We start from the raw sequence: 24,647 nt of genomic DNA, 5'->3' as shown, positions 1-24,647 counted from the left end.
TCGTGCTGATTCAACTCGCAATCATTGGGATCGTTGTGGCCCTGTTGCCGCTCACGATGGTCTGGGTATCCAGCGACAGCAACAAGTACCGGAAGCTGGTATGGGTCACGGTATTCCTGACTTTCGACCTGATCATGTTCGGCGCCTTTACGCGCCTGACCGATTCCGGGCTTGGCTGCCCTGACTGGCCCGGCTGTTACGGCCACGCCAATCCTTTGCAGGCGCATGAGCACATCAGTGCCGCCGAAGCGGCCATGCCGGACGGGCCCGTCACGGTGGTGAAGGCATGGATTGAAATGATTCACCGCTATCTGGCCATGGCCGTCGGCGTGCTGATCATGTCGATGACTGCAATTGCCTGGCGCATGTGGCTAAGGTCAAGCCGGCGAGATATCGGCTTCACGCCCTGGATGCCAACCATGCTTCTCGGATTCGTTTGCCTGCAAGGAGCCTTTGGTGCGTGGACGGTCACGCTAAAGCTGCAACCGGTGATCGTAACTATTCATCTGCTGCTCGGAATGGCGCTGCTCGGGATGCTTGGATGGTTGGCAGCCCGCCAGGATTCGCGCTTCGCCGTCGAGATACCGACGCCACCATCATTTCGCCAGCCGGCGGCGCTCGCCCTCGCGTTGCTGTTTGTGCAGATTGCGCTGGGCGGGTGGGTCAGCACCAACTACGCCGCACTGGCGTGTTCCGACTTCCCGCTTTGCCATGGCCAGCTTGTGCCGGCAATGGACTTCTCGAACGGCTTTGCGCTGTGGCGTGAGCTGGGGAAGACGGCGAGCGGCGAATATCTGCCGTTCCCGGCGTTGACGGCGATTCATTGGGTGCATCGCATGTTCGCGCTTGTGGTCGTGCTCTTCGTCCTGTGGTTGTCATATCGTGTCGGAAAGACACACGGCTTGAAACGCACTGCTCGATGGCTTCGCGTCGCGGTCGCGGTGCAATTTATAACAGGGATGTCGACGGTTTACCTTGAGTGGCCGTTGGCGCTTGCGGTACTGCATAACGGTGGTGCGGCAGTGCTTGTACTGTTGCTGACAATATTGAATTTCCAGGTTCGACATTTGTCGCAAACCGCGATGCATCGGGCCGTAACGCGGCTCTCGGCCGCCTGAGGTGCCTATGACCACACTGACCATTCAATCCCATCGCCTTGCCCAGTATTGGGCACTGACCAAGCCGCGTGTGACGCAGTTGGCTGTGTTTTGCGCGGTGATCGGAATGTTCCTCGCGACACCGGAATTGCCGGACTGGCGCATTGTTGTTGCTGGCACTATCGGTATCTGGTTGCTTGCTGGGGCAGCGTTTGCTGTCAATTGCCTGGTGGAGCGGGAGATCGATTCGCGCATGGCGCGCACCGCCCGCCGACCGATGGCACGCGGTGAGATAACAGTGCCGCAAACGCTGGTTTTCTCCGGCGTGATCGGTGGCGCCGGCATGTGGGTTCTGTTCAACTTCGTCAATCCCCTGACCATGTGGCTGACCTTCGCTACCTTTGTCGGCTATGCGGTGATCTATACAATGCTGCTCAAACCCGCCACGCCGCAGAACATCGTCATCGGCGGCCTCTCCGGCGCGATGCCGCCTGCACTGGGCTGGGCGGCAGTTGCGAACGATGTGCCAATGCAGGCGTGGATCCTGGTACTGATCATTTTCGTGTGGACCCCGCCGCATTTCTGGTCGCTGGCAATGTACCGACGCGATGATTATGCGAAATCCGGCTTGCCGATGCTGCCCGTGACGCATGGACGGGAATTCACCGGTTTTCATATCTGGCTGTACACGATTGCACTTGTTGCAACTTCCATGCTGCCATTCGCAGTGCGGATGAGCGGGCTGATCTATCTCGCCAGCGCATCCGTGCTTGGTGCGCTCTTCCTGCGCCATGCATGGCAGATCTACAGGCATTACAGTGATATAGTTGCGCGGAAGACTTTTGGCTACTCCATTGTCTACCTGTCGTTATTATTTGCGGCACTACTAGCCGACCATTATCTGAAGCTTTGACATCATGCGCCTGATCTCCGCCCGAGGCCTGTCTTCTATTGCATTTGTTTTGTCTGCCATCCTGCTTGGCGCTTGTGATCGTCAGGAGGAAGGTGCGCAGATGATGCTGAGCCCGGCGAAAACAGCGTTCAAGAATACCGATGTAACGGGCCTCGAGTACGCGAAAGACTTCGCGATGCAGGACCATAACGGGAAGATGCGCACGTTGGCCGACTTCAAGGGAAAGGCCGTTGTCATCTTTTTTGGCTACACGCAGTGCCCCGACGTCTGTCCGACCACCATGTCTGAAATGGCCAATGTCATGCAACAGCTCGGGCCGCTAGCGGACAAGGTTCAGGTGCTTTTCGTCACGGTCGACCCCGAGCGCGACACGCCAGAGATGTTGTCAAAGTATGTGCCGGCCTTCGATCCTCGCTTCCTTGGCTTGGTCGGCGACAAGGCGGCAACCGAAAAGATTGCCCGAGACTTCCGTGTCTTTTATCAGAAGGTGCCGGGCAAGTCGCCGGACAGCTACACCATGGACCACACTGCCGGCAGCTATGTGTTCGATCCGCAGGGGCGCATCCGTCTCTTCGTGCGGCACGGACAAGGCGCAGAGCCGATCGTGCATGACCTGAAACTGTTGCTCTCGTGAGGCCGATCACACTCGACAAAAGAAAAGGCGCCGGTCTGGCTAGGCGTTAAGTTAACGTGTTGAAAAAATTAAGCCCGCGTAAGCAGCAATGCTCCGCGGGTTTTTCTTTGGGCTGCAGTATCATGGCTACTGTTTTCTCCTGCAGAGCCAATCAATAATGAGTACAGCCGTCCTCGAATCCGTGCTGACATGCCCGAACTGTGGTTTTGCCAAGCGCGAGACGATGCCTACCGACGCCTGCCAGTTCTACTACGAATGCGAGAACTGCAAGGCAATTCTTCGGCCCAAGCCAGGCGACTGCTGCGTCTTTTGCTCTTACGGGTCCGTAAAATGCCCGCCTATCCAGGAACAGCGGAGTTGTTGTGGCTGAGGGCCGGGTTATCGTGTGAAATAAATGATTCCTTCGGGCTCAAGGGGAGCCTGAGCGAGTCCCAACCGCATGGCTGGAGTTTTTCCGTCCTTGCCGACTTCGGTGAAGTTATGGATGACGCGGTAAATACCAAGTAACTTTTCCACGAAAGCTGGGTTGTATGGGCTATAGCCGTACCAGGTCCGGCCATCCCGACTGGCGGTTTTGATAGGCCGCTCCAAGGGATTGAGACTTCGGCGAACCCTCTGGAAGAAATTGTCGATGCCATGCAGGCTTGCCTTGAGAAACAGCATTGCTTGATGGTCCAGGTCATAATCCCCGAGGTCCGTTAGCCAACACATCGCCTTTTCAGGCTCTGACATGTTTGGAATCGGGTGGACGCACCAACGGTCGCTCCATTTGCCAACTGCGACTGCCCGGCTGATTTCGTCCTTCATCATGGCCAGTTCCACGCCCTGCGGTGACAGGGCGGGATTTGCGTCCTGGTAGGCCTTAAAGATTGCGCGGGCTGAACTGATGGCCGACCGCTTCTTGTCAATGGTCATCTCCTTGGCGGTTCGGACATAGAACACATCTACGCGGCGAGCCCGGATGTCGGGTGCGAATGCGGCTAAGCAAGCGGCACGTATACCGGAGTCCTGGTCCAGAAAGAACCTGATTTTCTCGACCCGCCGCAGCAACCCTTTCAGGAACAAGAAATGGGCATACATCACGTATTCCTCGTGAGTCTGCATACCCTTCGCTTCGGGTAGCTTTTGCCCTTCGTCCTTCAGTTCAGAAACCTCGGAATCTTCGCGTGACGCCGCAGCGTCGTACTGGTCCTCAATCTTGGCGCCTAGCGCCTGCGACACCGGGCCCTTCTTCGCCTTGGCTGATTTCCGGTCGCGCTCGCGCTTTACCGCGTCCAACCCCTCCTCGTAGTCGTGACTAAGCCAGACCCGAGCGTACTTCCGGTGCGGATATGGCAACTCGGCATCACGGGCGGCCAAGGCATCCGACTCGACTTCGGACGGATTCAGGAAAGGGTCGAAGTTAAGGTGCATCCCGAACACGTAGCCTGTATGGTTGTCGGCGCTACCGATAGCCCGGAGAACGACGTTCCGGCGGTCGGTGTCCCGGCTCCAGTTGACCTTGTACTCTTGGCGGTCGACACTGACATACAGCCGGGAGAGGTCTAACTCGAAAAGGGCTTGCTCTCGTGCTGAGGCAAAGGCGAGGCATTGGCGATAAAGAAAGTCGATTTTGCCGTACAAGGTAACCGCGTTGAGCCCGGTCACCTTCGCGATTCTGCGCAACGGCATTTTGTTTGTCAGCGACAGCAGGATTGTCTTGTTCAGATGGGTAATCCGTTGCCGCTTGAGTGCACGACCACCGGCCGTAAACGTCTTCAAGCAAAGGCGGCAGCGCCAACGAGGCGAGCCAGCCGGAGTTGTCCCGAAGCGGTAATAGGCTCCGTCGGTTTCAACAGGGACATGATGGTTAGTACATTCAGTATCGGGGCAACTCGCTGACTCTATCGGCAGCAAATGCTGTGTCAGCCGATACACCTCTTCTGCAACCGCCAGGTTGCTCTTGATGGAAAAGTGTTCACCGCAGAGGAGGCATTTCAGGGAGGGACGAAGCTTGCCGACCGCTCCGATGGTGTAAGCGGAGCCCGGCTGGACGCCTAGCGCGGTTTCCTTACGTCGTGCCCATTTGGCCAACTTCGCGGGTACACCGAAGTTCGGGCACGTAGGACTCTTGCAGAAATTGACGTTGATTCCTCCGACCTCCGGGGGAAGGGGCGGATTGCTTGGCGGTGGGCCTTCTGGCTCGGAAAAAATCGTCTGCAATGAAGAATCCCCTATAAGTCGTTAAACCTATAGGGGATTTTGAACTTTTAGCCAACGTTTTTCAACACGTTAACTTAACGCCTAGCCGGTCTGGCGCCTTTTCTGTTTGCTATGAAGTGCTGGTGACCTATGCGTAGGCAGCCAGTGCGCCTTTCATTTTCTTCAGCGCTGCGCTTTCGATCTGGCGGATGCGTTCCGCTGATACGCCAAACTCGTCAGCCAGCTCATGCAGGGTTGCGCCCGAGCCGTCGTCATTCGCCAGCCAACGCGCTTCAACGATCCGCCGTGAACGCGGGTCGAGCTTGTCGAGCGCAACTCCCAAACCTTCCGACTGCATGCGATCGAACTGGCGTGCTTCGAGCTCTTTGGTCGGCTCATGGGCATCGGACGACAAATAGGCAATCGGCGCAAACTTGTCGTCTTCGTCATCGGTTGGTGCATCCAGGGCAATATCATGGCCCGACATGCGGGTTTCCATTTCAATCACTTCCTCGCGCTTGACGTTGAGCGATTTGGCCAGATCTTCAACCTGAGCCGACGTCATTGCGTCGAGCCCTTCCTTGTGGCTGCGCAGGTTGAAGAAAAGTTTTCGCTGAGCCTTGGTCGTTGCGACCTTCACCAAACGCCAGTTCTTCAGGATGTACTCGTGGATTTCGGCTTTGATCCAATGCATGGCGTAGGACACCAGGCGCACGCCCTGGTCCGGATCGAAGCGCTTGACAGCCTTCATCAGACCGATATTGCCTTCCTGAATGAGGTCTGCGTGCGGCAAGCCATAGCCAAGGTAGCCGCGGGCGATAGAGACAACCAGGCGTAGGTGCGACATCACCAACTTCTGCGCTGCACCGAGGTCACTCTTGTCGCGCAGATCGCGGGCGAGCGAGCTTTCTTCCTCCTGCGTGAGCATCGGAATACGGTTCACTGCCGAAATATACGCTTCAAGGTTGCCAAGACTGCCCGAAAAACCGAGCGTCAGGGCATGGTTGCCCATCGGGACCAATGCAGATTGTGCGGACGCTTTCATTGTTTCTCCTTGCTTCCCTAGCCGAGCTTCATAAGTGAATCAGCCTGTTTCTTTATTATATTAGCACTCGATAGGGGTGAGTGCTAATCAGACCTTTCTACAGGAAAGATAGGCTCGAACTATGGGAGAGCATTTGATAATTGAACTTCACCACTTTAGAGCGGGTGCAACTGAAAAAGTTGCGAAACATCAAATTAATTCCGGGTATTTTGCGACCCTGCCGTCAGCCCTTCCGGTTAAGCAAGGCGAGATAAGTGGCGATTTACGGAGAGCAGGGCGCCCAGAAGGCCTAGAGTAGCACTTGCCGCCAGTAGTGCAAGGGTGATGGAAGGTGCTAGAGGAGCAAGGCGGAATTCTGACGCATACAAGCGCGCAAATTCGGCGACTGCATTGTTGAGAGGTTGCAGCGCCAGTGCCACCACCCCAAGTGCTGCCCCCCCTGCAAACAGACCGAGCAAGGCCCCCGTGTAATAAAAGGGCCGATAGATGTAGGCGTCTGTCGCACCGAACATCCGGCAAACCTCGATTTCCTCACGCTGCGTCATGACCTGCAAGCGGATGGTATTGAACACAACCGCAACGACGACAACACCAAGCGTCATCGCCAGGAACAGAAGTGCCAGCCGTAGCACATGCATCAATGCTGCCAGTCGCTTTACCCAGGCTGAATCAATTTGTACATACTCCGCGCCCGGCAAAGCCTTGAGCTGCGCCGCAAGCACCTCGATACGCGTTGCGGCAGCGGCGTCTCGCACACCCGAAAGCTTGAGCACATACCCGTCCGGAAGAGGGTTTTCACCCAACGCGGTAATGGCGTCCGACATACCCGTCTTATCCTTGAGCAAAGTAAGTGCTTTCTCACGCGGGATAAATTCCAGCTTCGCAGTGTGCCCGGATTCCTGGACGATGCGGCGAATCTGGGGCGACAACGCGATTGCGCGTTCGCGTGGCGTATCCATGCTCATGAAAACGCTGATCTCCGGCTCCACGGCCAGTTGTTCTGACACCGGGCGGATATTTTCCAGGAGGGTCAGTCCAGCGAACGGCAGGGCCAGCGCGATCGCGACAACCACTACGTTGAGCATAAAGCTGCCCGGAGAACTGAGCAGGTGCCTAAGCGCGTCCGCGAGAGCGAGTGCATGTTGTCTCAGCCATTTCATCATGCCGCACCCTGCATCGGTTCGCCCAATGGCTGTGAGGCCAGTCGCCCGCGCTCGAGATAAATGACCCGTTGCGCCCCATTCAATATGCTTTCGTCGTGGGTGGCGATCAAGCAGGTGACACCCACACTGTGAAAGGCCTTCAACGCATCCATGACCTTATTCGCGCTGGCGCGGTCGAGATTTGCGGTCGGCTCGTCGGCGAGGATGATCTGCGGACGGTTGACGATTGCGCGAGCAATGGCAACGCGCTGCTGCTCACCGCCTGACAATGAAACCGGCTCGGAGTGCGACTTGTCCAGCAGGCCGACTTTGTCGAGCGCGGCGCGGGCGCGTTTCTCTGCATCTGCTTTTGCTGTTCCGATCACAAGCAGCGGAAGCATGACGTTGGCAAGCACGTTGCGGTCATTCAGAAGGTGTTGCTGCTGGAAGATCAGTCCGAGATTGCGGCGCAGGTAGGGCAAGCCGGAAGACTTCAGCCGGCCGATATTCTGCCCGTTGACGAAGACCGAGCCGGAAGTCGGCCGCTCCATCGCGGCAATCATCTTTAGCATCGTGGATTTGCCCGCTCCGGATGGGCCGGACAGAAAGACCAGTTCGCCCTTGGCGATGGAGAGCGAGATATCTTTCAGCGCGGTGCTGTCGCCGACGTATTGCTTGGAAACCTTCTGAAACTCGATCATGTCAGCTCAGCAGCGCGTCGACAAATTCGTCGGCGCTGAATGCTTGCAGGTCCTCGATCTTCTCGCCGACACCAATGAAATACACGGGAATCGGGCGGGTCTTGGCGATGGCGGCAAGGATGCCGCCCTTGGCAGTGCCGTCGAGCTTGGTGATGACCAAGCCTGTCAGCCGTAGTGCATCATCGAATGCCTTGACCTGCGCAAGGGCGTTCTGCCCGGTGTTGCCGTCAATCACAAGCAGCACCTCATGTGGAGCGTTTTCCAGTCCTTTGCCGATGACGCGCTTGACCTTCTTCAGCTCTTCCATTAGATGCAACTGAGTCGGCAGGCGGCCGGCGGTATCGACCATCACGACATCGACGTTGCGCGCCTTGGCGGATTGCACGGCATCGAAGGCAACGGCCGCCGGGTCGCCTGATTCCTGGGCAATCACGGTGACGTTATTGCGCTCTCCCCAGATCGTAAGCTGTTCACGCGCCGCGGCACGGAAGGTGTCGCCGGCAGCGAGAAGTACGGATTGGTGATGCGCTTGCAGATGTTTTGCCAGCTTGCCGATGGTGGTGGTTTTGCCGGCCCCGTTGACACCGGCAATCATCATCACGAGCGGCTGATGTCGGCCGAGGACGAAGGGTTTTTGCAGTGGTGTCAGCAGCTCGATGAGCAGGGTGCGCAGTGCGGCCTTGACCTGCTGCGCTTCGGTCAGCTTCTCACTCTTGACCTTTTTCTTCAGTGCATCGAGCAGGAATTGCGTGGCTTCCACGCCGGCATCCGCCATCAATAACGCAGACTCCAGCTCTTCATACAGGTCGTCGTCGATCTTGGCGCCGACGAACAGCGTCGTGAGGCTGGACGAAGTCTTGGACAGGCCCGCCTTCAGGCGCTGCATCCAGGATTGCTTTTGCTCAATAGGTTGCGGTTCTGCTGGGATAATCTCGCCTTCCGGCTCTGCTTCTTCGGTTGCAGATGGCTTCGCCGGTGCAATCTCGGCCGCCGGTGCCGGAGGAGTGATTGGAGTTGCCGGGGCTACCGGTGCTTCTGGTGCTTCCGCTGGGGCCGGCGCAGACGGAGTGGGAGCCGGCGCGGGTGTAGCGTCACGCCTAAACAGGTTGTTCAGCCACGATTGTTTCTGTTCAGTTGGTGCAGGTTGCGAAGGCGCCTCCGATTGAGCCTGCACTGGAGGCGCTGCGACCTGATCGACGGACGCCTGTTCTTCGGCCTCGTGGGCCGTCTCCTGCGGTGGAATCGCAGGTGCATCTTTGGGTTTTTTCTTGAAGAAACTAAACATGGGGCCAGTGGAGAAGGGCAGTCGGGCGCGCTTGCGGCGCTGGTTCAGAAAGAAGATACAATCGGAACCTCGTTTTTATGACGCCATATCCTTGAGGCTGTTTCAAGAACCGTAAGGCGCGGTCCGAGCATGGTTACATAAGTGCCGACGTGCATAAGGTACGACGCACTTCGCAGAACCAGACTCGGGTTGCACCGCAGGTTTTCAACAGTCTCTGGGCGTCACTGCATCAAACAGCCCCATATTTTATCAGAGCATAGACTATGAAATTTCGGATTGCAGTACTGCTGTCGGCCTGGTTGTTGAGCTGGATGCCCATTGCCGGCTTCGCGGAACCCGCGCATGAATTCATGTTGAAGAACGGCATGAAGATCATTGTGAAGGAAGACCACCGGGCGCCCACGGTGGCACACATGATCTGGTACAAGGCCGGTTCCATGGACGAGCAAAACGGAGTGACTGGCGTTGCCCATGCCCTGGAGCACATGATGTTCAAGGGAACCAAGGCCCTCAAGCCGGGTGAGTTCAGCCAGCGTGTGGCTGCGCTCGGCGGCCGTGAAAACGCCTTCACCAGCAAGGATTACACCGCGTATTTCCAGCAAATCGAGAAAACCAAGCTGGAACAGGTCATGGCCCTGGAGGCCGACCGCATGGCCAACCTGACGTTTGACGAGGACGAGTTCTCGCGCGAGATCCGTGTCGTGATGGAGGAGCGCCGCTGGCGCACGGAAGACCAGCCGATCCCGCTGGTGTACGAAGCCCTGAACGCAACAGCATTTTTCGCGCATCCATACCGGCATCCCGTCGTTGGTTGGATGAGCGACCTGCAAAGCATGACCTTGAAGGACGCCAAAGCGTGGTATGGCCGCTGGTATGCGCCGAACAACGCCACCATGGTAATTTCTGGAGACGTGGATCCGAAGAAAGTCTACGCCTTGGCACAGAAACACTTCGGAAAGATCCCGCGCAAGGATGTGCCGGTTACCAAGCCGCAGGCAGAGCCGCCGCAACGCGGCATCAAGCGCGTGACGGTCAAGGCGCCGGCCGAAAATCCGTACGTCGTGCTAGCCTTCAAGGTGCCGGCACTGCGTGATGTAGAAAAGGATAGCGAATCCCATGCGCTCGACGTACTCGCCGCCATTCTCGACGGTTATGACAACGCGCGACTGAACGCAAAACTGGTGCGTACCGACAAGGTGGCCAACTCGGTTGGCGCCGGCTATTCGAATATCTCACGTGGACCGGTGATGTTCCTGCTCGATGGTACTCCCGCTGCCGGAACGACGACGGAACATCTCGAGAAATTGTTGCGTGCCGAAGTCGAGCGCATTGCGCAGGAAGGGATTTCCGAACAAGAGTTAAAGCGCGTGAAGGCGCAGCTGATCGCCGGGCAGATCTACAAGCGCGACTCGATCTTCGGACAGGCGATGGAAATCGGCGTGATGGAGATGAGCGGCTTGTCGCACCGGGATATCGATCGCATCATCGAACAACTCAGTGCAGTCACCGCGGAGCAGGTACAGGCGGTTGCCAGGAAATACTTCGGTGACGACGCCTTGACGGTTGCGACCCTGGTGCCGCTTCCCCTGTCCGAGAAAAAAACTCCTCCGGCACCGAAGGGCCTGCGTCATTAAATTCCGGGACTGATCATGATCAAGCGTATTTTCTTTGTACTGACGTTGGCGCTGGTCGGCACGTCGCCCGCCATTGCCGCCCTAAAGATCCAGTCATGGCATCTTGCAAACGGCACGAAGGTGCTGTTCGTGGAAAACCATTCGATTCCGATTCTCGATATCAGTGTCGAGTTTGATGCAGGCTCCCGCCGCGACCCGGCTGGGAAATCGGGTACCGCATCATTGACGAGCGCAATGCTCGCTCGCGGGTTGCGGGAAGTGAGTTCGCCGGTGAGCGAGCCGGCAATGACCGAGGCGCAGATCTCCGATGCATTAGCCGATATCGCCGCCCAGCGAGGCGGTGGCGCAAGCAGCGACCGGGCCGGAGCAAGTTTGCGTACGTTGTCGAACCGAAGCGAGCGGGATACCGCCGTGACCTTGCTGGCGCGGATCCTGGCGCATCCAAGCTTTCCGCAGGATTTCTTCGCCCGCGATAAGGCGCGCATGATTTCCGCGATCAAGGAAGATGAAACAAAACCGGAGTCGATTGCCAACAAGGCATTCTGGCGCGTGTTGTATGGTTCGCACCCCTATGCACAGCATGAGACCGTGTCATCGGTCGAGTCCATTACCCGGGACGATCTGGTCGCGTTCCATAACAGGCATTATGTTGCCAACCGCGCCGTTATCTCCATGATTGGAGACATTACCCGCGCCGAAGCGGATGCCATTGCGCAGGAACTCACCAAGCGCCTGCAGCAAGGCGAGCCGCTGCAGGCGCTGCCGCCGGTCCAGGTCGCGCCCGCACAAGAAGAGTGGATTCCACACCCCGCATCGCAGGCACATATCGCGCTTGGCATGCCGGCGATTGCGCGTGGCGACGAGGACTACTTCCCGCTCATGGTGGGCAACTACACACTCGGCGGCGGTGGTTTCGTATCGCGGCTGACCCATGAGGTGCGTGAAAAGCGCGGCCTGTCCTACAGCGTGTACAGTTATTTCAATCCCTTGGCGCAACCGGGGCCTTTCCAGGCAGGATTGCAAACTCAGAAGGAACAAACCGAAGCGGCGCTCAAGGTCGTACGCGACACCATCGCCACTTTTCTGCGCGACGGACCTACCGAGAAGGAACTGAAAGCGGCTAAGGACAACCTGATCGGCGGCTTTGCCTTGCGCATTGATAACAACCGCAAAATTCTCGACAACATGGCTGCGATCGGTTTCTACAATCTGCCACTCGATTATCTGGATACCTGGACCACCAAGGTGCAGAAGGTGACGGTCGCGGACATTAAGGCGGCATTCAAACGCAAGCTGTCGATCGAAGGCATGTCCACCGTGGTGGTCGGCACGGCAAAGTAAAAACATGCAGAAAAGCCGCGCACCGAGAACAACATTGCCGCATGCCAGCCGTCCGCCAAGACAGGTGCGCATTATCGGCGGACAATGGAAGCGAACGCCTCTTCCCGTGCTGGATGCAGAAGGACTGCGGCCCACGCCCGACCGGGTTCGCGAAACCGTATTTAACTGGCTGAATCATTTGCTCGGTAGCTGGGGGCAGGTGCGTTGCCTGGATTTGTTCGCCGGCACAGGTGCGCTCGGCTTCGAGGCTGCGAGCCGCGGCGCTGCGAGCGTGCTGATGGTGGAAGACAATCCGGTGGCAGTCCGTCAGCTGGAGGCAACCAAGGCCAAGCTGAATGCGGCGCAGGTTCGTATCCAGCGTGGCGATGCCTTGGCTGCAGTCAAGAATCTGATTGCGCGAGGAGGAATAGAATCGCGTGTCCAAGTGATTTTCCTCGATCCACCCTATCACCATGACTGGCTGGCAAGGATGCTGCCTCTCTGCGCGCAACTTTTGGCTGCCGGTGGCTTGGTATATGCTGAATCCGAGCTTTCGCTGGATTCCGAAGCGCCACCGGACTGGCTTGCCGGCTGGAGCGTGGTTCGCGCCGACAAGGCTGGCATGGTGTTCTATCACTTGCTGCAACGCAATCCGTAAGCTGCAGTTTCAGGCATAATGCGCGTTCCGCAATTTGTTACACATTCGTTACACTTCGTCAGGGAGCCGCGATGGTTACAGCAGTTTATCCGGGAACGTTTGATCCGCTTACACGCGGACACGAAGATTTGGTTCGGCGTGCCTCGGGTTTGTTCGACAAACTGATCGTTGGTGTCGCTGACAGCAAGAACAAGAAGCCATTCTTTTCGCTTGACGAACGTTTGTCGATTGCCAACGAAGTGCTCGGACACTATCCGAATGTGCAGGTAGAAAGTTTTTCGGGCTTGTTGAAGGACTTCGTGCGCGCCCATGATGCACGTGTCATTGTCCGTGGGCTGCGCGCCGTGTCCGACTTTGAATACGAATTCCAGATGGCCGGAATGAACCGTTATCTGCTGCCGGACGTCGAAACACTGTTCCTCACCCCTTCCGACCAATACCAGTTCATTTCAGGTACCATCGTGCGTGAGATTGCATCGCTTGGCGGTGATGTGTCCAAATTTGTATTTCCCTCCGTCGAGAAGTGGCTGAAGGAAAAGATCGCTGCAGGCGGTAAGTAAGCCGTCAATGTAGCAGTGAAAGCAGTGGGAGTTGAGCAGAGGCTGTTATGGCGTTAATGATTACCGAAGAGTGCATCAATTGCGATGTATGCGAGCCGGAATGTCCGAACGATGCAATTTCGATGGGGCCAGAGATTTACGTCATCGATCCGGAGCGCTGTACCGAATGTGTCGGTCACTATAACGAGCCGCAATGCCAGCAGGTCTGCCCGGTCGACTGTATCCCGATCAACCCGGATCGGCGCGAAACGAAGGAAGAGCTGCAGGCCAAGTATGAGCGCCTGCAAGCAGAACTGAAGCAGACCAGCTGAAGCAGCCGAGAATCCGGCGTTTCATTTGGCGGCAACGACGCAATTGCGTCCGTTTTCCTTGGCGCGATAGAGCGCCTGATCGGCGCGCGCAACAAACTCCTTCGTCTGCGCCTCGATCGATAGATCTCCATCCACTGGAACCAGCGAGGCGACACCGATCGACACAGTGACCTCCAGGCGCTCTCCGCCGACCAATAGCAGCGGCTGCTCCGCGATGCTCAGGCGGATACGTTCGGCGACACTGACTGCGTCCGTCAGTTCTGCATCGACCAGCAGAGCCACAAACTCTTCCCCTCCAAAACGACCCAGAGCATCGGATAGCCGCAGTTCCGCCTTGATGCGTTCTGTCACCGCGCGCAATACCTCGTCGCCAGCCTGATGGCCGATCAGGTCATTGATCCGCTTGAAGTGATCGATGTCGACAAACAGACAGCACAGGGCATAGCCATGGCGCCGGCTGCGGCCAACCTCTTCATGCAGGCGGCGTTCGACATAGCGGCGGTTGTTGAGGCCTGTCAGCGGATCAGTCAGTCCGATGTGTTTCAGGCGTTCGGTGTTGATGACGTTCTCCAGGCAGATTGCCAGGATTGCTGCCAGGTGCGCCAGGAAATCAGTAGCCATGTTCGGTGCGAAGCGCATTGCGTCATTGCTGCCGAGGTTCAGGCTTCCGGTAAGTTGGTTCTTTCGATGTAGCGGGACAATTGCGACGCTTGCCGGAGGAGCCAGCGGCTCCGGGAATAGCCGACCATGAAATTGCTCGCAGTAGATGTCCAAGGTCGGTTTTGAAAGCCTGCCATCAAGCTCCCCAAACTCAGACTCTTCCTGCAGGAAAAGTAGTTGCGGAAAATCCGAAAGGCTGATTCGCAGATCGGCAAGGATGCGGCGGATTTCGTAATCCGGATCGAGCAGGACGAGGGTCGCGATATCGAGCGAAGCTGCCTTGGCAAACTGATACAGCACCGTATCGATCAAGTCACGAAAGCTTTCCGCCGCGATGAATTGGAGGTCGAAGGCCTGGTGGCGTTGCAGTATCTGCTGATTCTGTTGCGCATGGTGGAGTAATTGCGCCAGCTGGTCGCGCAGACGCTGGTTTTCCCGGGCCAGATCGTGCGACATGGGCCGGTTGGCACTCAGAACGCGAGTGTTACGTCAACTTCCTGGCCAATGCGCAGAATCTGCCCATCGCCTTTCGGCACGATTGCGTTCATCCCGAACGTGATGCCGCCATCGACTTTGGGATTGGCCCGGTATCCCCGAAGAATATCGAGCGGGTCCGGACCGGCGACGGCGGTGCTTTGTTCAATCGACGGGATCGAGCAACGAATGCACGGCTTGACTGGTTTCAGGACTGCCTCGCCGATGGTGATCGCCTCTGCGAAGTCTTCTTCAAATGCGCCAATCCCGCCGATGACGACGTTCGGACGGAAACGATTCATCGGCAATGCATCACGGCCTGCCGCCTTCAACTTGTCATTCAGGTCGGCGAGCGAGGCCTCGGAGGTCACCAGAACGGGAAACGCATCGGAGAACAACGTCGGCGCCCGGGTTTCGCCAGTCCATTTGGCACTCGCATGGCGCGCTGCATCCGGATGAAAGCGTACAAGACGGCACGGTGTTCTCAAAAAATTGGAAAACCAGGCTGCCGTGGTTTCGTCGCAATCGTACGCCTTTACCTTGTCGTCCCAGACCTGCACCTCTACCGTCTTCTCATCCTCCGGGGCGGGCAGGCCGAGCTGGATTTCGAGGCGCAGCATGCCAGGCGCCCGCAACTCCAGCGTATCCGACTTCAGGCGCGGGACGATCAGTGCCATCCTCGGATACTGGCGCTGCGTCATGAACTGCCCCTGCGCATCGACCACCATCCACTCGCGGTCGTAAATTTGCTCGGTCATCAGCCCTGCGCTTGTAAGCGTTGCTTCACGCAGCGCAATGCCAGCGCAGGACTTGATCGGATACAGGTTCAGCTCGGTCAGGGTCGGCATGCTCGTCGTCCGGGATGATGGCAGTGCTAAGTGGTTAGACGTTAAACAGGAAGTTCAGCACATCGCCATCCTTGACGATGTATTCCTTGCCTTCGGCGCGCATCTTGCCTGCTTCCTTCGCGCCTTGTTCGCCCTTGTAGGTGATGAAGTCCTCGTAGGAAATCGTCTGGGCACGAATGAAGCCGCGTTCGAAGTCGGTGTGGATGACGCCTGCTGCCTGCGGCGCGGTATCGCCGATATGGATGGTCCATGCGCGCACTTCCTTCACACCAGCGGTGAAGTAGGTTTGCAGGCCGAGGAGCTTGAACGCCGCGCGAATCAGGCGATTGAGTCCCGGTTCTTCCATGCCCATGTCGGCGAGGAATGCACCCTTGTCTTCTTCGTCGAGATCTGCAATCTCCGCTTCGATTGCAGCACAGATGGCGACGATCGGAGCGTTCTGCTCTTTCGCGTAGGCGGAAAGCTGGTCCAGCAGCGGATTGTTGGTGAAGCCGTTCTCGGCGACGTTGGCGACATACATTGCCGGCTTTGCCGTGATCAGACACAGCGACTTGATCAGTGCCATTTGTTCTGCGTCGAGCCCCATCGCACGCACCGGCTTTGCTTCATTAAGCTGCGGCACGATGCGCTCCAGCAGGGCCACGAGCTTGATAGCTTCCTTGTCGCCGGCCTTGGCTTTCTTGCTCTCACGCTGGACGGCTTTCTCGACGGTACCGAGGTCGGCCAGGGCAAGTTCGGTCTGGATCACGGCGATATCATCAAGCGGGCTGACCTTGCCGGCGACGTGCACAACATTCGGATCTTCAAAACAGCGCACGACGTTGACGATGGCATCGGTCTCGCGGATGTGTGCGAGGAACTGGTTACCCAGACCTTCGCCTTTCGACGCACCCGCAACCAGGCCGGCGATGTCGACGAATTCCACGACCGCCGGCACGACGCGCTCCGGCTTGACGATTTCCGACAATGCATCAAGGCGGGGATCCGGGACTTCAACGATGCCGACGTTCGGTTCGATAGTGCAGAAGGGGTAGTTTTCTGCAGCAATGCCCGCCTTGGTCAGTGCATTGAACAGGGTGGATTTGCCGACGTTAGGCAGGCCGACGATGCCGCATTTAAGACTCATGGTGTGTGCTTCGCTAAGTGTATGAATTAACCCGCTATTTTACCGTAGCGGCGGGCATGGTCAGAGCGGCTGCACGAGCTTTGGATCCGGATTTTCGACAAACGCTGCTAGCGCGTCGCGCAGCCGCTCGCCCTCGCCAATGGCAATTTTCCAGTTAAGGATGCGGAAGTCGTTGTTCTGCCCATAGTGCAGAAAGTCTTGCCGGTCTGGTAGTTTGCCGCGCGTTAAGGTCTGCAGGAAGGAGCGGGAAGGGCTGACCAGCACGACGTTGTCCAGCCAGTGACGGTTGCTGCCGAAATTCGCGCGCCGCCAAGGCAGTGATTTGTCCAGCCAGCCGGGAACAATCCTGTTGGTGAAATGCGGGTAGAACACCAGGCCGCCATCCGGGTTCTCGGCAATTCGCGAGTAGGGAAGTGCGAGATGATAGTCGACCAGTCCGCCGTCCCAATACGTTCCGACCGGGGCAAGCGGGATGTCGCGCACCGGCTCCATCGTGAATGGCAAAGTCCCGGACGCCAGAAGTGCACTGGCGACATTGCTGGAGGAGAGCGGCGCAAACTGCGTCTCGAACGAGTCGAACTTCTCCTTGAGCCAGAGGGCGGGATCCCGTTCGTCGCCCACGACAACGCGCGTGAGGTGGCTCGCCAGTTGTGACCGAGAGACAAGATTGCCCATCACGGCCATGCCAAACCCTGCTGTCATTGCGAGGTTTTTTTGCGGCGCCCTCAAGAAAGGACCGCGCCCGCGTACCGTCAATACCTGCAAGCGGTGATGCGGATGCCGGCAGAGCTCGTGTTCATGACCGCCAATAAAAGTTGAGATGAAGTCGGTGCATGCGCCGGAGACGTATCGTGCGGTGGGGCGGTGCGGATAGCGTTGTTCGCAATACAGGTCACCAAGGCGCTGAAAGGCGGCGACCGGGTCGGCATGACAGGCCGCCGCCATTCGCCAGGAGCCTATTGATGCGCCGATCAGGGTGCGTTCCCGTGGCGCCGATGGTAGCCATTCCCCGAACAGCCATTGATCCAGCTTCTGGAAGATCAGTCCTTTGGGCCCGCCGGCGGCTGCCGGAATGATCGCGATGTCCTGCGCGCGCAATCCATGCTTGCGAATACGCGCAAGCGCCTTCGGACCCGCATGGATCGCAAGGGCGTTCTTCATTTCGTTGAATGCAGGCGCATCATCGCCGCTTCAAACTTTCCTTCACAAAGCAGCGGAATAACGTCGAGGCTATTGCTGATCGCATCATTGATCAGCGCTTGCTCTTCCTTACGAGGGCGGTGCAGCACATAATCCGCAACCTGCTGCTGCAGGTTCATGGAGCGGGGGTGACCGATACCGATACGCAGGCGCCAGTACTCCTGTGTGCCGAGCGCCGCCGTAATGTCTTTCAGGCCATTGTGCCCGGCAGCAGATCCGCCTTTTTTTATCTTGGCGGCGCCCGGTGGCAGGTCCAGTTCATCATGAACGACCAGGATGTCTTCCGGTGCAATCTTGTAGAAGCGCGCCAACGCGCCGACAGACTGGCCGGAGCGATTCATGTACGTTTGCGGTTCCAGCAACCAGACTTCCTGCCCGGCGATGCTGGTCTTTGCGACGAGTGCGTTGTAGCGAGCCTCGCGCGCCAGCCGGTTGCCGGCGAGGTTATCAACCAGCCAGAAGCCGGCGTTATGCCGTGTTTGTTCGTATTCTGGGCCCGGATTGCCGAGACCGACGATTAGGCGAATGGGCATGGTGTGGCGTTGTCCATTTCTCGTCATCGACGGGAAACAGTGGTCAAAATGAAAGAGTGGATTATCCCGGATGTCGCGTCATATCGTCCATCCATCGCCGCAAAACAAAAAACCCCGTCTCGGAAGACGGGGTTTTGAGTGGACGCGAGTACCGCAGTCGGAGCAGATTACTTCTTCTCGCCTTCGGCAGCAGCATCTTCGGCGGACACTTGGCCGGCCGGCACGCTTGCGGTAGCGATGGTCGGATTATCCTGACCGTGTGCAACGGCGGTCACGCCCTTCGGCAGGGTCACATCGGACAGGTGCACGGAAGCGCCCGCTTCCACCTTTGACAGGTCGACTTCAACGAACTCTGGCAGATCGCCCGGCAGGCAGGAGATGTCCAGCTCATTCATCACATGGCTGATCACCGCGCCACCCAGCTTCACCGCCGGGGAGATTTCCGCGTTCACGAAGTGCAGCGGCACCTTGACGTGGATCTTCTGGTTCGGGTCAACGCGTTGGAAGTCCGCGTGCAGGACCAGCTGCTTGTATGCATGAGTCTGGAAGTCACGCAGCAGGACTTTTTCGGTCTTGCCTTCAATTTCCATGTCGAGGATCGAAGAATGGAATGCTTCCTTCTTCAGCGCATGGAACAGCGCATTGTGATCCAGCGCAATCGCGACCGGTGCAGCGGCGCCGCCGTAGATAATGCCTGGGGTTTGGCCAGCCTTGCGCAGGCGGCGGCTCGCTCCGGACCCCTGCTCTTTGCGTGGGAATGCAACAACTTTCATTTTTGACTCCAAGAATTGCAAGGCAAAGCCTTGCGTTGTATCCCCCGCGACCAGGGGACGGAAAACCTTCCCTCGGAGAGGGAAGGGAAAAACCGAGAAACTTAATCGACGAACAGCGAGCTGACCGAATCACCCTTGGTGATCCGCTTGAATGTTTCTGCCAGCAGTTCCGCAGCAGTCAGTTGCTTGATCTTCGCGCAGGCCTTGGCAGCGGCGCTCAGCGGGATCGTATCCGTCACGACCAGCTCATCAAGCGGCGACGTAGCAATGCGTTCGATTGCCGGGCCGGACAGCACAGGGTGCGTACAGTAGGCGACAACTTTCTTTGCGCCACGCTCTTTCAGTACTTCGGCTGCCTTGGTCAGCGTACCGGCGGTATCAACCATGTCGTCCATGATCACGCAGTTGCGGCCTTCGACTTCGCCGATGATATGCATGACTTCCGAAACGTTGGCTTTCGGGCGGCGTTTGTCGATGATAGCCAGATCACAGTTCAGGCGTTTCGCCAGCGCGCGTGCTCGAACTACGCCACCAACGTCGGGGGAGACTACCAGGAGGTCGTCGTAATTCTTCTTGATCAGGTCGGTCAGCAGGATCGGTGATGCGTAAATATTGTCGACCGGAATATCGAAGAAGCCCTGGATCTGGTCTGCATGCAGGTCCATGATCAGGACTCGGCCGACGCCTGCCTGCTGCAGCATATTGGCGACGACTTTCGCCGAAATCGCCACGCGGGCAGAGCGCGGGCGACGGTCCTGGCGGGCATAACCGAAATACGGGATGGCGGCGGTGATACGCCCTGCGGAAGCGCGCTTGAGTGCGTCGACCATCAACATGATTTCCATCAGGTTGTCGTTGGTCGGGGCGCAGGTGGATTGCAGAACGAAGACATCCTTGCCGCGGACGTTCTCGTTGATCTCCACCATCACTTCGCCGTCGGAAAATTTTGAGACAACGGCTTTGCCCAGCGGAATGCCGAGTTGCTTGACAACCCCCGCGGCTAACTCCGGATTTGCGTTACCGGTAAAGACCATCAGGTTTTCAAGCGCCATGGGACACCAAAATTCAATCGGGTTAAAAGATGGAAAGCCGCCAAAACATGACTTGCGTCTCGTGTTGGCGGCTTATTGGTTTCTTCTTTGTTTTAATGGCAGGGGAACAAGGATTCGAACCTTGGAATGCCGGAATCAAAATCCGGTGCCTTAACCAGCTTGGCGATTCCCCTACACAACCGGTTGTTTGTCGCTGCAATCACATGCAACGTCAAACGAATTCTTGAGCTACGACTTCAACAAGTGCGAGAGCGGATGTCGCTCAATCGCCTTGGCTTTCCATGCCTTCCATTGCTTTGGACCGGTTCTTGCTGCTGCTTTCAGCACTTCATCTGCCTGCTGTTCTTGCGAAAATGCGCAGAACACACAAGCGCCTGAACCGGTCATCCTTGCGTCCCCGAACTGATTGAGCCATTCAATGGCTTGTCCAATAGGTGGAAAAAGCTTGGTTGCCACGACTTGCAGGTCGTTTTTTCCGAAGCCGATGGAGGCGCTGGAAAAGTCCGATATTCTGACCGCTTTCGTATTTCTTGTCAATTCCGGATTGGAAAATATTGCAGCCGTCGGTGCAACAACGCCAGGTTCGATGACAACGTACCAACGGTCAGGCGTCTTAACGGCGACCAGTTCTTCGCCGACGCCCTCGGCAAACGCGTTCTGTCCGAAGACGAAGAACGGCACGTCGGCACCAAGTTGTAGTCCGAGTCGCATCAGTTCGGCGCGCGTCAATCCTGTTTGCCACAGGTGATTCAGGGCGATGAGCGTCGTCGCGGCATCGGACGACCCACCACCCAGGCCACCGCCCATCGGCAGCCCCTTGTCGACTGCAATATTGGCACCGAGGTGCTCGGTCGGCTGCCTGTCGCGAACGACTTCTTTCAGAAGGTTGGCGGCGCGTATGACAAGGTCGGTCGTCTCTGGTACTCCCGGGATATTAGTGGTCCGGTGGACGATACCGTCATCACGCACTTCAAAATGCAACCGATCGCCATGGTCAAGCAACTGAAACACGGTCTGCAGCATGTGGTAGCCGTCCGACCGCCGGCCGGTGACGTGCAGGAACAGGTTGAGCTTTGCCGGTGCCGGACAGTCGTTTAGCGTGCTTGCCATGTATCGATGATGATGCGGATGGACACATCGCCAGCCTGTTCGGTAAAGCGGGCGAGGTCAATGCGTTTTGGTCGGTGTTGTGCAATCGCTGAAGCATCGCCGTCTTGCCAGTTGACATAACGGATGCGCCAGCCGTCCCGAGTGACGACTTCATCGGTGGTCGGTGTGGCGATGAAACGCCGGCCGGCACGATCAACGGCAAATCCTTGCAGCCATTCGCGCAGGCCGGCCACTGGCAGCGGCCAGCCTAAGGCTTCGGCGGTCAGGACATCGACATCGGAAGCCGAGCGCGCCATTTTTCCGGCTTGCCTCAGCGTTGCGAAGTCCGGCGTGACGGCGATCACTGCCAGGGTTTGGCCGAGGGGGGAAAGGAGCGTGACTGCGGTTTGCCCGGGTGTTTGTGTCCAGACGAAGCTGCCGTGTACAGCCTCTTCCCCTTGGCGGCTCTGGTAGTGCACTGAAAGGCGACCGCCAAGATCAATCATTTCATGGAAGGTGCGCGTCGCGGCGACACCCGATGGCGTTGGTTCACTACCCCCTCGAGGAGGGGCAATGCTCGCACAAGACGCAATGAACATCGGCAGCGCGCCGGCAAATGCGCGCTGCAGGAAACGGCGGCGGGTCATAGGCTCACATTAAGTCGGGCCAATGTGCTCTTGAGTGTGTCGTTTTGCGGGTCCTTGGTCTGGGCGTCGCGCCATAGTTTCTGTGCGTCGTCTTTTTGACCTTTCACCCAAAGCACTTCGCCGAGATGCGCAGCGATTTCGACATCGGGGCGCAGTTCATAGGCTCGACGCAATAGAGATTCGGCCTCCTTTAGACGGCCAAGCCGGAACTGAACCCATCCCATGCTATCGATGATGAAAGGATCATCCGGCGCAAGCTTCAATGCTTGCTCGATCAACTTATAGGCCTCGTCCAGGCGGATATTGCGCTCGGCAAGCGAATAGCCCAAGGCGTTGTATGCATGCTGGTTGTTCGGTGCAAGCTCGATGACTTTGCGCAGGGCGCTTTCCATCGCTTCCCACTGGCTGCCCTTTTCTGCTGCCATAGCGTAGTCGTAAAGCAGGTCAGTGTTGTCCGGGAATCGCTTGAGGCCGGCCCTGTAGACGTTGATCGCTTCCTGCAGCTGATTTGCATCGCGCAGGAGCTGGCCTTCGGCAATCACGAGCTGTGCCTGTTCCCGTTCACCGCTGGCGCTGGATTCGTGCAGCATCCTGCGTGCTTCAGCCATATCGCCGTGCTTGGCAACGATCTGCGCGCGCTTGATCTGCGCTGCAAGGTAAGCTTCGCCCGGTTCGATTTGCGCCAGCCACTTCAGGGCGGCATCTGTGTCCTTGCGCTCTTCGGCAATTTGCGCCAGTAGCAGCACGGCCTGCGTGGGATCCCGTTCCTCGTCCGGCTTGGTCGCCAGCAGTTCCATGTAAGTTGTCAGGTATTTTTCTGCAGCATCGAGGTCGTTGATCTGTGCGCTCAGCACTCCCAGTGCATAAAGCGTGGACAGGTCCTGAGGTTGCTCCTTGAGCATGACCTCGAATTCGTGGCGTGCTTTTTCGTACTGCTTCTGCTCCACCATCATGCGCGCATATGCCAGTCGAACGTCGCGCGATTTCGGATAGCGCGAAACAAAATCTGCGAGCAGTTTTGCAGCGTCGGCCTTGTCCTCAGTGACTTGTGCAAGCGCGAGTATCGCAAGTTCGGAATCGGGCTTCGCCTTGAGTGCATTCTTTGCTTCCTGGCGCGCACGGGCGACGTCGCCACGGGCAAAAGCGCCCTGGGCCAAGGCAAGGCGCGCCTCCGGTTGGTCGAGATAGGGCGTGAGGACAGATTCCAGCAGGGCGAATGCCTCATCCTTGTTCTTTGCGCGAACCAGCAGGCGCTGAATCTGGAATGCGAGCAGGCCGCGCGTCTGCGGGCGGGCCTCCTTCAGTCGCTGCTCGAGAATCGGCTTGGCCTCCGACAGGTCGTCGCTTAGGACGATGAAGCTGAGGTAGTACTGCGCGGCTTCGTCGGAATGGGGAGCCAGTTCACGCCAGAGCCGTACTGCGCTCAGCGCCTCCTCCGCCTGTTTTGCGCTCAGAGCGAATTCGGCCGCGCGCCGGGCGACGCGGGGGTCGCGTGTTTGCTGTGCGACGGAGAGTGTGGTTACAAAGGCTGTCTGCCAGTCGCCGCGTTGAAATGCCACTTCGGCTGCCAGCAACTTGTAGATCAGATCCTCGGTTAGTTTGACGTCCGGCAGCGGGTCTTCAGCCTTTGGTTCAGCTGCCGCGTCGGCAAAGCCATGCGGATCGATCTGCTTTTTCTGAGAAGGGCCTTCTGCGCGGCTGGGCGCCTTTGACGTTTCAACCTCGGAAAATGATGGACGGGTTGCACAGGCCGACAACAGGATCGACAGAGTTACAATGAGAAGAGTGTTTTTCAAAGGAAGTTCCCAGCGAATCAAGCACAACCAATTCTACGCCCATCGGCGCAATATGCGCAGAAGTAACGTAGTCATATCATGCAGGTACTGCGTCAGATTTGTCCTATTGCAAATATTTTGCTCTTCCAATGCCCGAATTACCAGAAGTAGAAGTAACCCGCCGCGGTGTCGCTCCACATCTTGAGGGCCAAGTCGTCACCGCCGTGACCCTGCGACATACCGGATTGCGCTGGCCGTTTCCTTTGAAGTTGTCCGAACTCTTGTCCGGTCAAGTAATTCGTTCGACTGGAAGGCGCGGCAAGTACCTTCTGATCATGTTTGATCATGGTACGTTGATCGTGCATTTGGGGATGTCTGGGCATTTGCGGATATTGCCGAAGGAAACGCCTGCGGGGAAACATGATCATTTTGACCTTGAAATCGGAGAGCGAGTGCTGCGCATGAGCGATCCGCGTCGTTTCGGTGCCGTGCTTTGGCATGGTAAGGACGTCGGTGATGTGGCGGAGCACATCCTTTTGAGCCGCTTGGGAACCGAGCCTCTCGAGGAAGCTTTTTCAGCGCAGTTGCTATACAGCAAGACCCGCAATCGAAGCGCACCCATTAAACAGGTGTTGCTGGCTGGAGACATTGTCGTCGGCGTGGGAAACATCTATGCGTCGGAGAGCTTGTTCAAGGCTGGCATCAATCCGAAGACGCCGGCGCAGCGAATCAGCCTCGCGCGCTATGAAAGACTGGCACAGGCAATTCGCGAGACGCTTGCTGCCGCGATCGAGCAAGGAGGGAGCACCCTGCGTGATTTCATGGGAGTGAATGGCCAGCCGGGATATTTTCAGCAAAGCTATTTTGTTTATGACCGCGCCGGTCAGCCGTGCCGCCATTGCGGCACAGCGGTGCGTCAAATCAGGCAGGGACAGCGCTCCACCTTCTACTGCCCAAATTGTCAAAAGTGAGTCCGGGTGCTAGATTCT

At 57.6% G+C, this 24,647-nt stretch carries 25 protein-coding genes and 1 tRNA gene; 10 read left to right on the top strand and 16 right to left on the bottom strand.

The window, feature by feature from the left end; all coding sequences use genetic code 11:
- Positions 1-2: 2 nt before the first annotated feature.
- From ACYVIA_RS04580 to ACYVIA_RS04565, 4 genes are all read left to right on the top strand, one after another.
- Entirely contained in the window at positions 3-1,118 is a 1,116-nt protein-coding gene (locus ACYVIA_RS04580; protein WP_460838312.1) for a COX15/CtaA family protein, read from the top strand.
- Positions 1,119-1,125: 7 nt separating this feature from the next.
- Positions 1,126-2,010 carry a heme o synthase gene (gene cyoE / locus ACYVIA_RS04575; protein ID WP_460838310.1) on the top strand — a complete coding sequence of 295 codons (885 nt, stop codon included), beginning with the start codon at positions 1,126-1,128 and terminating at the stop codon, positions 2,008-2,010.
- A 4-nt stretch (positions 2,011-2,014) separates the two neighbouring features.
- On the top strand, positions 2,015-2,644 hold the full coding sequence (locus ACYVIA_RS04570) for an SCO family protein (RefSeq protein ID WP_460838308.1): 630 nt from the start codon (positions 2,015-2,017) through the stop codon (positions 2,642-2,644).
- A 157-nt stretch (positions 2,645-2,801) separates the two neighbouring features.
- Positions 2,802-3,014 carry a GDCCVxC domain-containing (seleno)protein gene (locus ACYVIA_RS04565; protein WP_146330002.1) on the top strand — a complete coding sequence of 71 codons (213 nt, stop codon included), beginning with the start codon at positions 2,802-2,804 and terminating at the stop codon, positions 3,012-3,014.
- Between the two features lie 8 nt (positions 3,015-3,022).
- Here ACYVIA_RS04565 and ACYVIA_RS04560 read toward each other — a convergent pair whose 3' ends face one another.
- From ACYVIA_RS04560 to ftsY, 5 genes are all read right to left on the bottom strand, one after another.
- Entirely contained in the window at positions 3,023-4,846 is a 1,824-nt protein-coding gene (locus ACYVIA_RS04560; RefSeq protein WP_460838305.1) for a transposase, read from the bottom strand.
- A 127-nt stretch (positions 4,847-4,973) separates the two neighbouring features.
- Positions 4,974-5,870 (bottom strand): RNA polymerase sigma factor RpoH, encoded by an 897-nt coding sequence (rpoH, locus tag ACYVIA_RS04555; RefSeq protein WP_460838304.1) that lies wholly within the window; start codon positions 5,868-5,870, stop codon positions 4,974-4,976.
- A gap of 236 nt (positions 5,871-6,106) precedes the next feature.
- Positions 6,107-7,033, bottom strand: coding sequence for a cell division protein FtsX (locus ACYVIA_RS04550; RefSeq protein WP_460838302.1), 927 nt, complete (start codon positions 7,031-7,033; stop codon positions 6,107-6,109).
- On the bottom strand, positions 7,030-7,713 hold the full coding sequence (locus tag ACYVIA_RS04545) for a cell division ATP-binding protein FtsE (protein WP_460838300.1): 684 nt from the start codon (positions 7,711-7,713) through the stop codon (positions 7,030-7,032). Before ACYVIA_RS04545 ends, ACYVIA_RS04550 begins: the two co-directional genes overlap by 4 nt.
- 1 nt (position 7,714) lies before the next feature.
- Positions 7,715-8,998, bottom strand: a complete 1,284-nt coding sequence (ftsY, locus tag ACYVIA_RS04540; RefSeq protein ID WP_460838298.1) for a signal recognition particle-docking protein FtsY — start codon at positions 8,996-8,998, stop codon at positions 7,715-7,717.
- Between the two features lie 263 nt (positions 8,999-9,261).
- Between ftsY and ACYVIA_RS04535 the strand changes: the two genes are divergently transcribed.
- From ACYVIA_RS04535 to ACYVIA_RS04515, 5 genes are all read left to right on the top strand, one after another.
- Positions 9,262-10,632: a M16 family metallopeptidase gene (locus tag ACYVIA_RS04535; RefSeq protein ID WP_460838297.1), complete on the top strand. Its 1,371-nt coding sequence runs from the start codon at positions 9,262-9,264 to the stop codon at positions 10,630-10,632.
- A 15-nt stretch (positions 10,633-10,647) separates the two neighbouring features.
- On the top strand, positions 10,648-11,973 hold the full coding sequence (locus tag ACYVIA_RS04530; protein WP_460838295.1) for a M16 family metallopeptidase: 1,326 nt from the start codon (positions 10,648-10,650) through the stop codon (positions 11,971-11,973).
- Between the two features lie 4 nt (positions 11,974-11,977).
- Positions 11,978-12,610, top strand: a complete 633-nt coding sequence (gene rsmD, locus ACYVIA_RS04525; RefSeq protein ID WP_460838294.1) for a 16S rRNA (guanine(966)-N(2))-methyltransferase RsmD — start codon at positions 11,978-11,980, stop codon at positions 12,608-12,610.
- Between the two features lie 71 nt (positions 12,611-12,681).
- Positions 12,682-13,170 carry a pantetheine-phosphate adenylyltransferase gene (coaD, locus tag ACYVIA_RS04520; RefSeq protein ID WP_460838292.1) on the top strand — a complete coding sequence of 163 codons (489 nt, stop codon included), beginning with the start codon at positions 12,682-12,684 and terminating at the stop codon, positions 13,168-13,170.
- 47 nt (positions 13,171-13,217) lie between these two features.
- On the top strand, positions 13,218-13,481 hold the full coding sequence (locus ACYVIA_RS04515) for a YfhL family 4Fe-4S dicluster ferredoxin (protein ID WP_460838291.1): 264 nt from the start codon (positions 13,218-13,220) through the stop codon (positions 13,479-13,481).
- Positions 13,482-13,502: 21 nt separating this feature from the next.
- Here the strand turns inward: ACYVIA_RS04515 and ACYVIA_RS04510 are convergent, their stop codons facing one another.
- The 11 genes from ACYVIA_RS04510 to ACYVIA_RS04460 all read right to left on the bottom strand — a co-directional run bounded on the left by ACYVIA_RS04510 (position 13,503) and on the right by ACYVIA_RS04460 (position 23,679).
- Positions 13,503-14,597, bottom strand: a complete 1,095-nt coding sequence (locus ACYVIA_RS04510) for a GGDEF domain-containing protein (protein WP_460838289.1) — start codon at positions 14,595-14,597, stop codon at positions 13,503-13,505.
- 14 nt (positions 14,598-14,611) lie between these two features.
- Complete coding sequence (locus ACYVIA_RS04505; protein ID WP_460838287.1) at positions 14,612-15,463, bottom strand: MOSC domain-containing protein; 852 nt, start codon at positions 15,461-15,463, stop codon at positions 14,612-14,614.
- Between the two features lie 34 nt (positions 15,464-15,497).
- Positions 15,498-16,589, bottom strand: coding sequence for a redox-regulated ATPase YchF (gene ychF, locus ACYVIA_RS04500; RefSeq protein WP_460838285.1), 1,092 nt, complete (start codon positions 16,587-16,589; stop codon positions 15,498-15,500).
- A gap of 60 nt (positions 16,590-16,649) precedes the next feature.
- Positions 16,650-17,750, bottom strand: a complete 1,101-nt coding sequence (locus ACYVIA_RS04495; protein ID WP_460838283.1) for a patatin-like phospholipase family protein — start codon at positions 17,748-17,750, stop codon at positions 16,650-16,652.
- On the bottom strand, positions 17,747-18,322 hold the full coding sequence (gene pth / locus ACYVIA_RS04490) for an aminoacyl-tRNA hydrolase (RefSeq protein WP_460838281.1): 576 nt from the start codon (positions 18,320-18,322) through the stop codon (positions 17,747-17,749). The genes ACYVIA_RS04495 and pth overlap by 4 nt, the downstream gene beginning before the upstream one ends.
- A gap of 167 nt (positions 18,323-18,489) precedes the next feature.
- Positions 18,490-19,095 carry a 50S ribosomal protein L25/general stress protein Ctc gene (locus tag ACYVIA_RS04485; RefSeq protein ID WP_460838280.1) on the bottom strand — a complete coding sequence of 202 codons (606 nt, stop codon included), beginning with the start codon at positions 19,093-19,095 and terminating at the stop codon, positions 18,490-18,492.
- Between the two features lie 101 nt (positions 19,096-19,196).
- Entirely contained in the window at positions 19,197-20,147 is a 951-nt protein-coding gene (locus tag ACYVIA_RS04480) for a ribose-phosphate pyrophosphokinase (RefSeq protein ID WP_460838278.1), read from the bottom strand.
- A 96-nt stretch (positions 20,148-20,243) separates the two neighbouring features.
- Positions 20,244-20,320, bottom strand: a tRNA-Gln gene (locus tag ACYVIA_RS04475).
- Between the two features lie 55 nt (positions 20,321-20,375).
- On the bottom strand, positions 20,376-21,257 hold the full coding sequence (ispE, locus tag ACYVIA_RS04470; protein WP_460838277.1) for a 4-(cytidine 5'-diphospho)-2-C-methyl-D-erythritol kinase: 882 nt from the start codon (positions 21,255-21,257) through the stop codon (positions 20,376-20,378).
- On the bottom strand, positions 21,242-21,883 hold the full coding sequence (locus ACYVIA_RS04465) for an outer membrane lipoprotein LolB (RefSeq protein WP_460838275.1): 642 nt from the start codon (positions 21,881-21,883) through the stop codon (positions 21,242-21,244). Before ACYVIA_RS04465 ends, ispE begins: the two co-directional genes overlap by 16 nt.
- Positions 21,880-23,679, bottom strand: coding sequence for a tetratricopeptide repeat protein (locus ACYVIA_RS04460; protein WP_460838274.1), 1,800 nt, complete (start codon positions 23,677-23,679; stop codon positions 21,880-21,882). Before ACYVIA_RS04460 ends, ACYVIA_RS04465 begins: the two co-directional genes overlap by 4 nt.
- 128 nt (positions 23,680-23,807) lie before the next feature.
- Here ACYVIA_RS04460 and mutM point away from each other — a divergent pair, with 128 nt between their 5' ends.
- Complete coding sequence (gene mutM / locus ACYVIA_RS04455; protein WP_460838272.1) at positions 23,808-24,629, top strand: bifunctional DNA-formamidopyrimidine glycosylase/DNA-(apurinic or apyrimidinic site) lyase; 822 nt, start codon at positions 23,808-23,810, stop codon at positions 24,627-24,629.
- Positions 24,630-24,647: the final 18 nt, after the last annotated feature.

The organism is Noviherbaspirillum agri (assembly GCF_054780595.1).
Note: the sequence above shows the minus strand (reverse complement) of the source record. Positions and strands in the feature narration are given on the sequence as shown.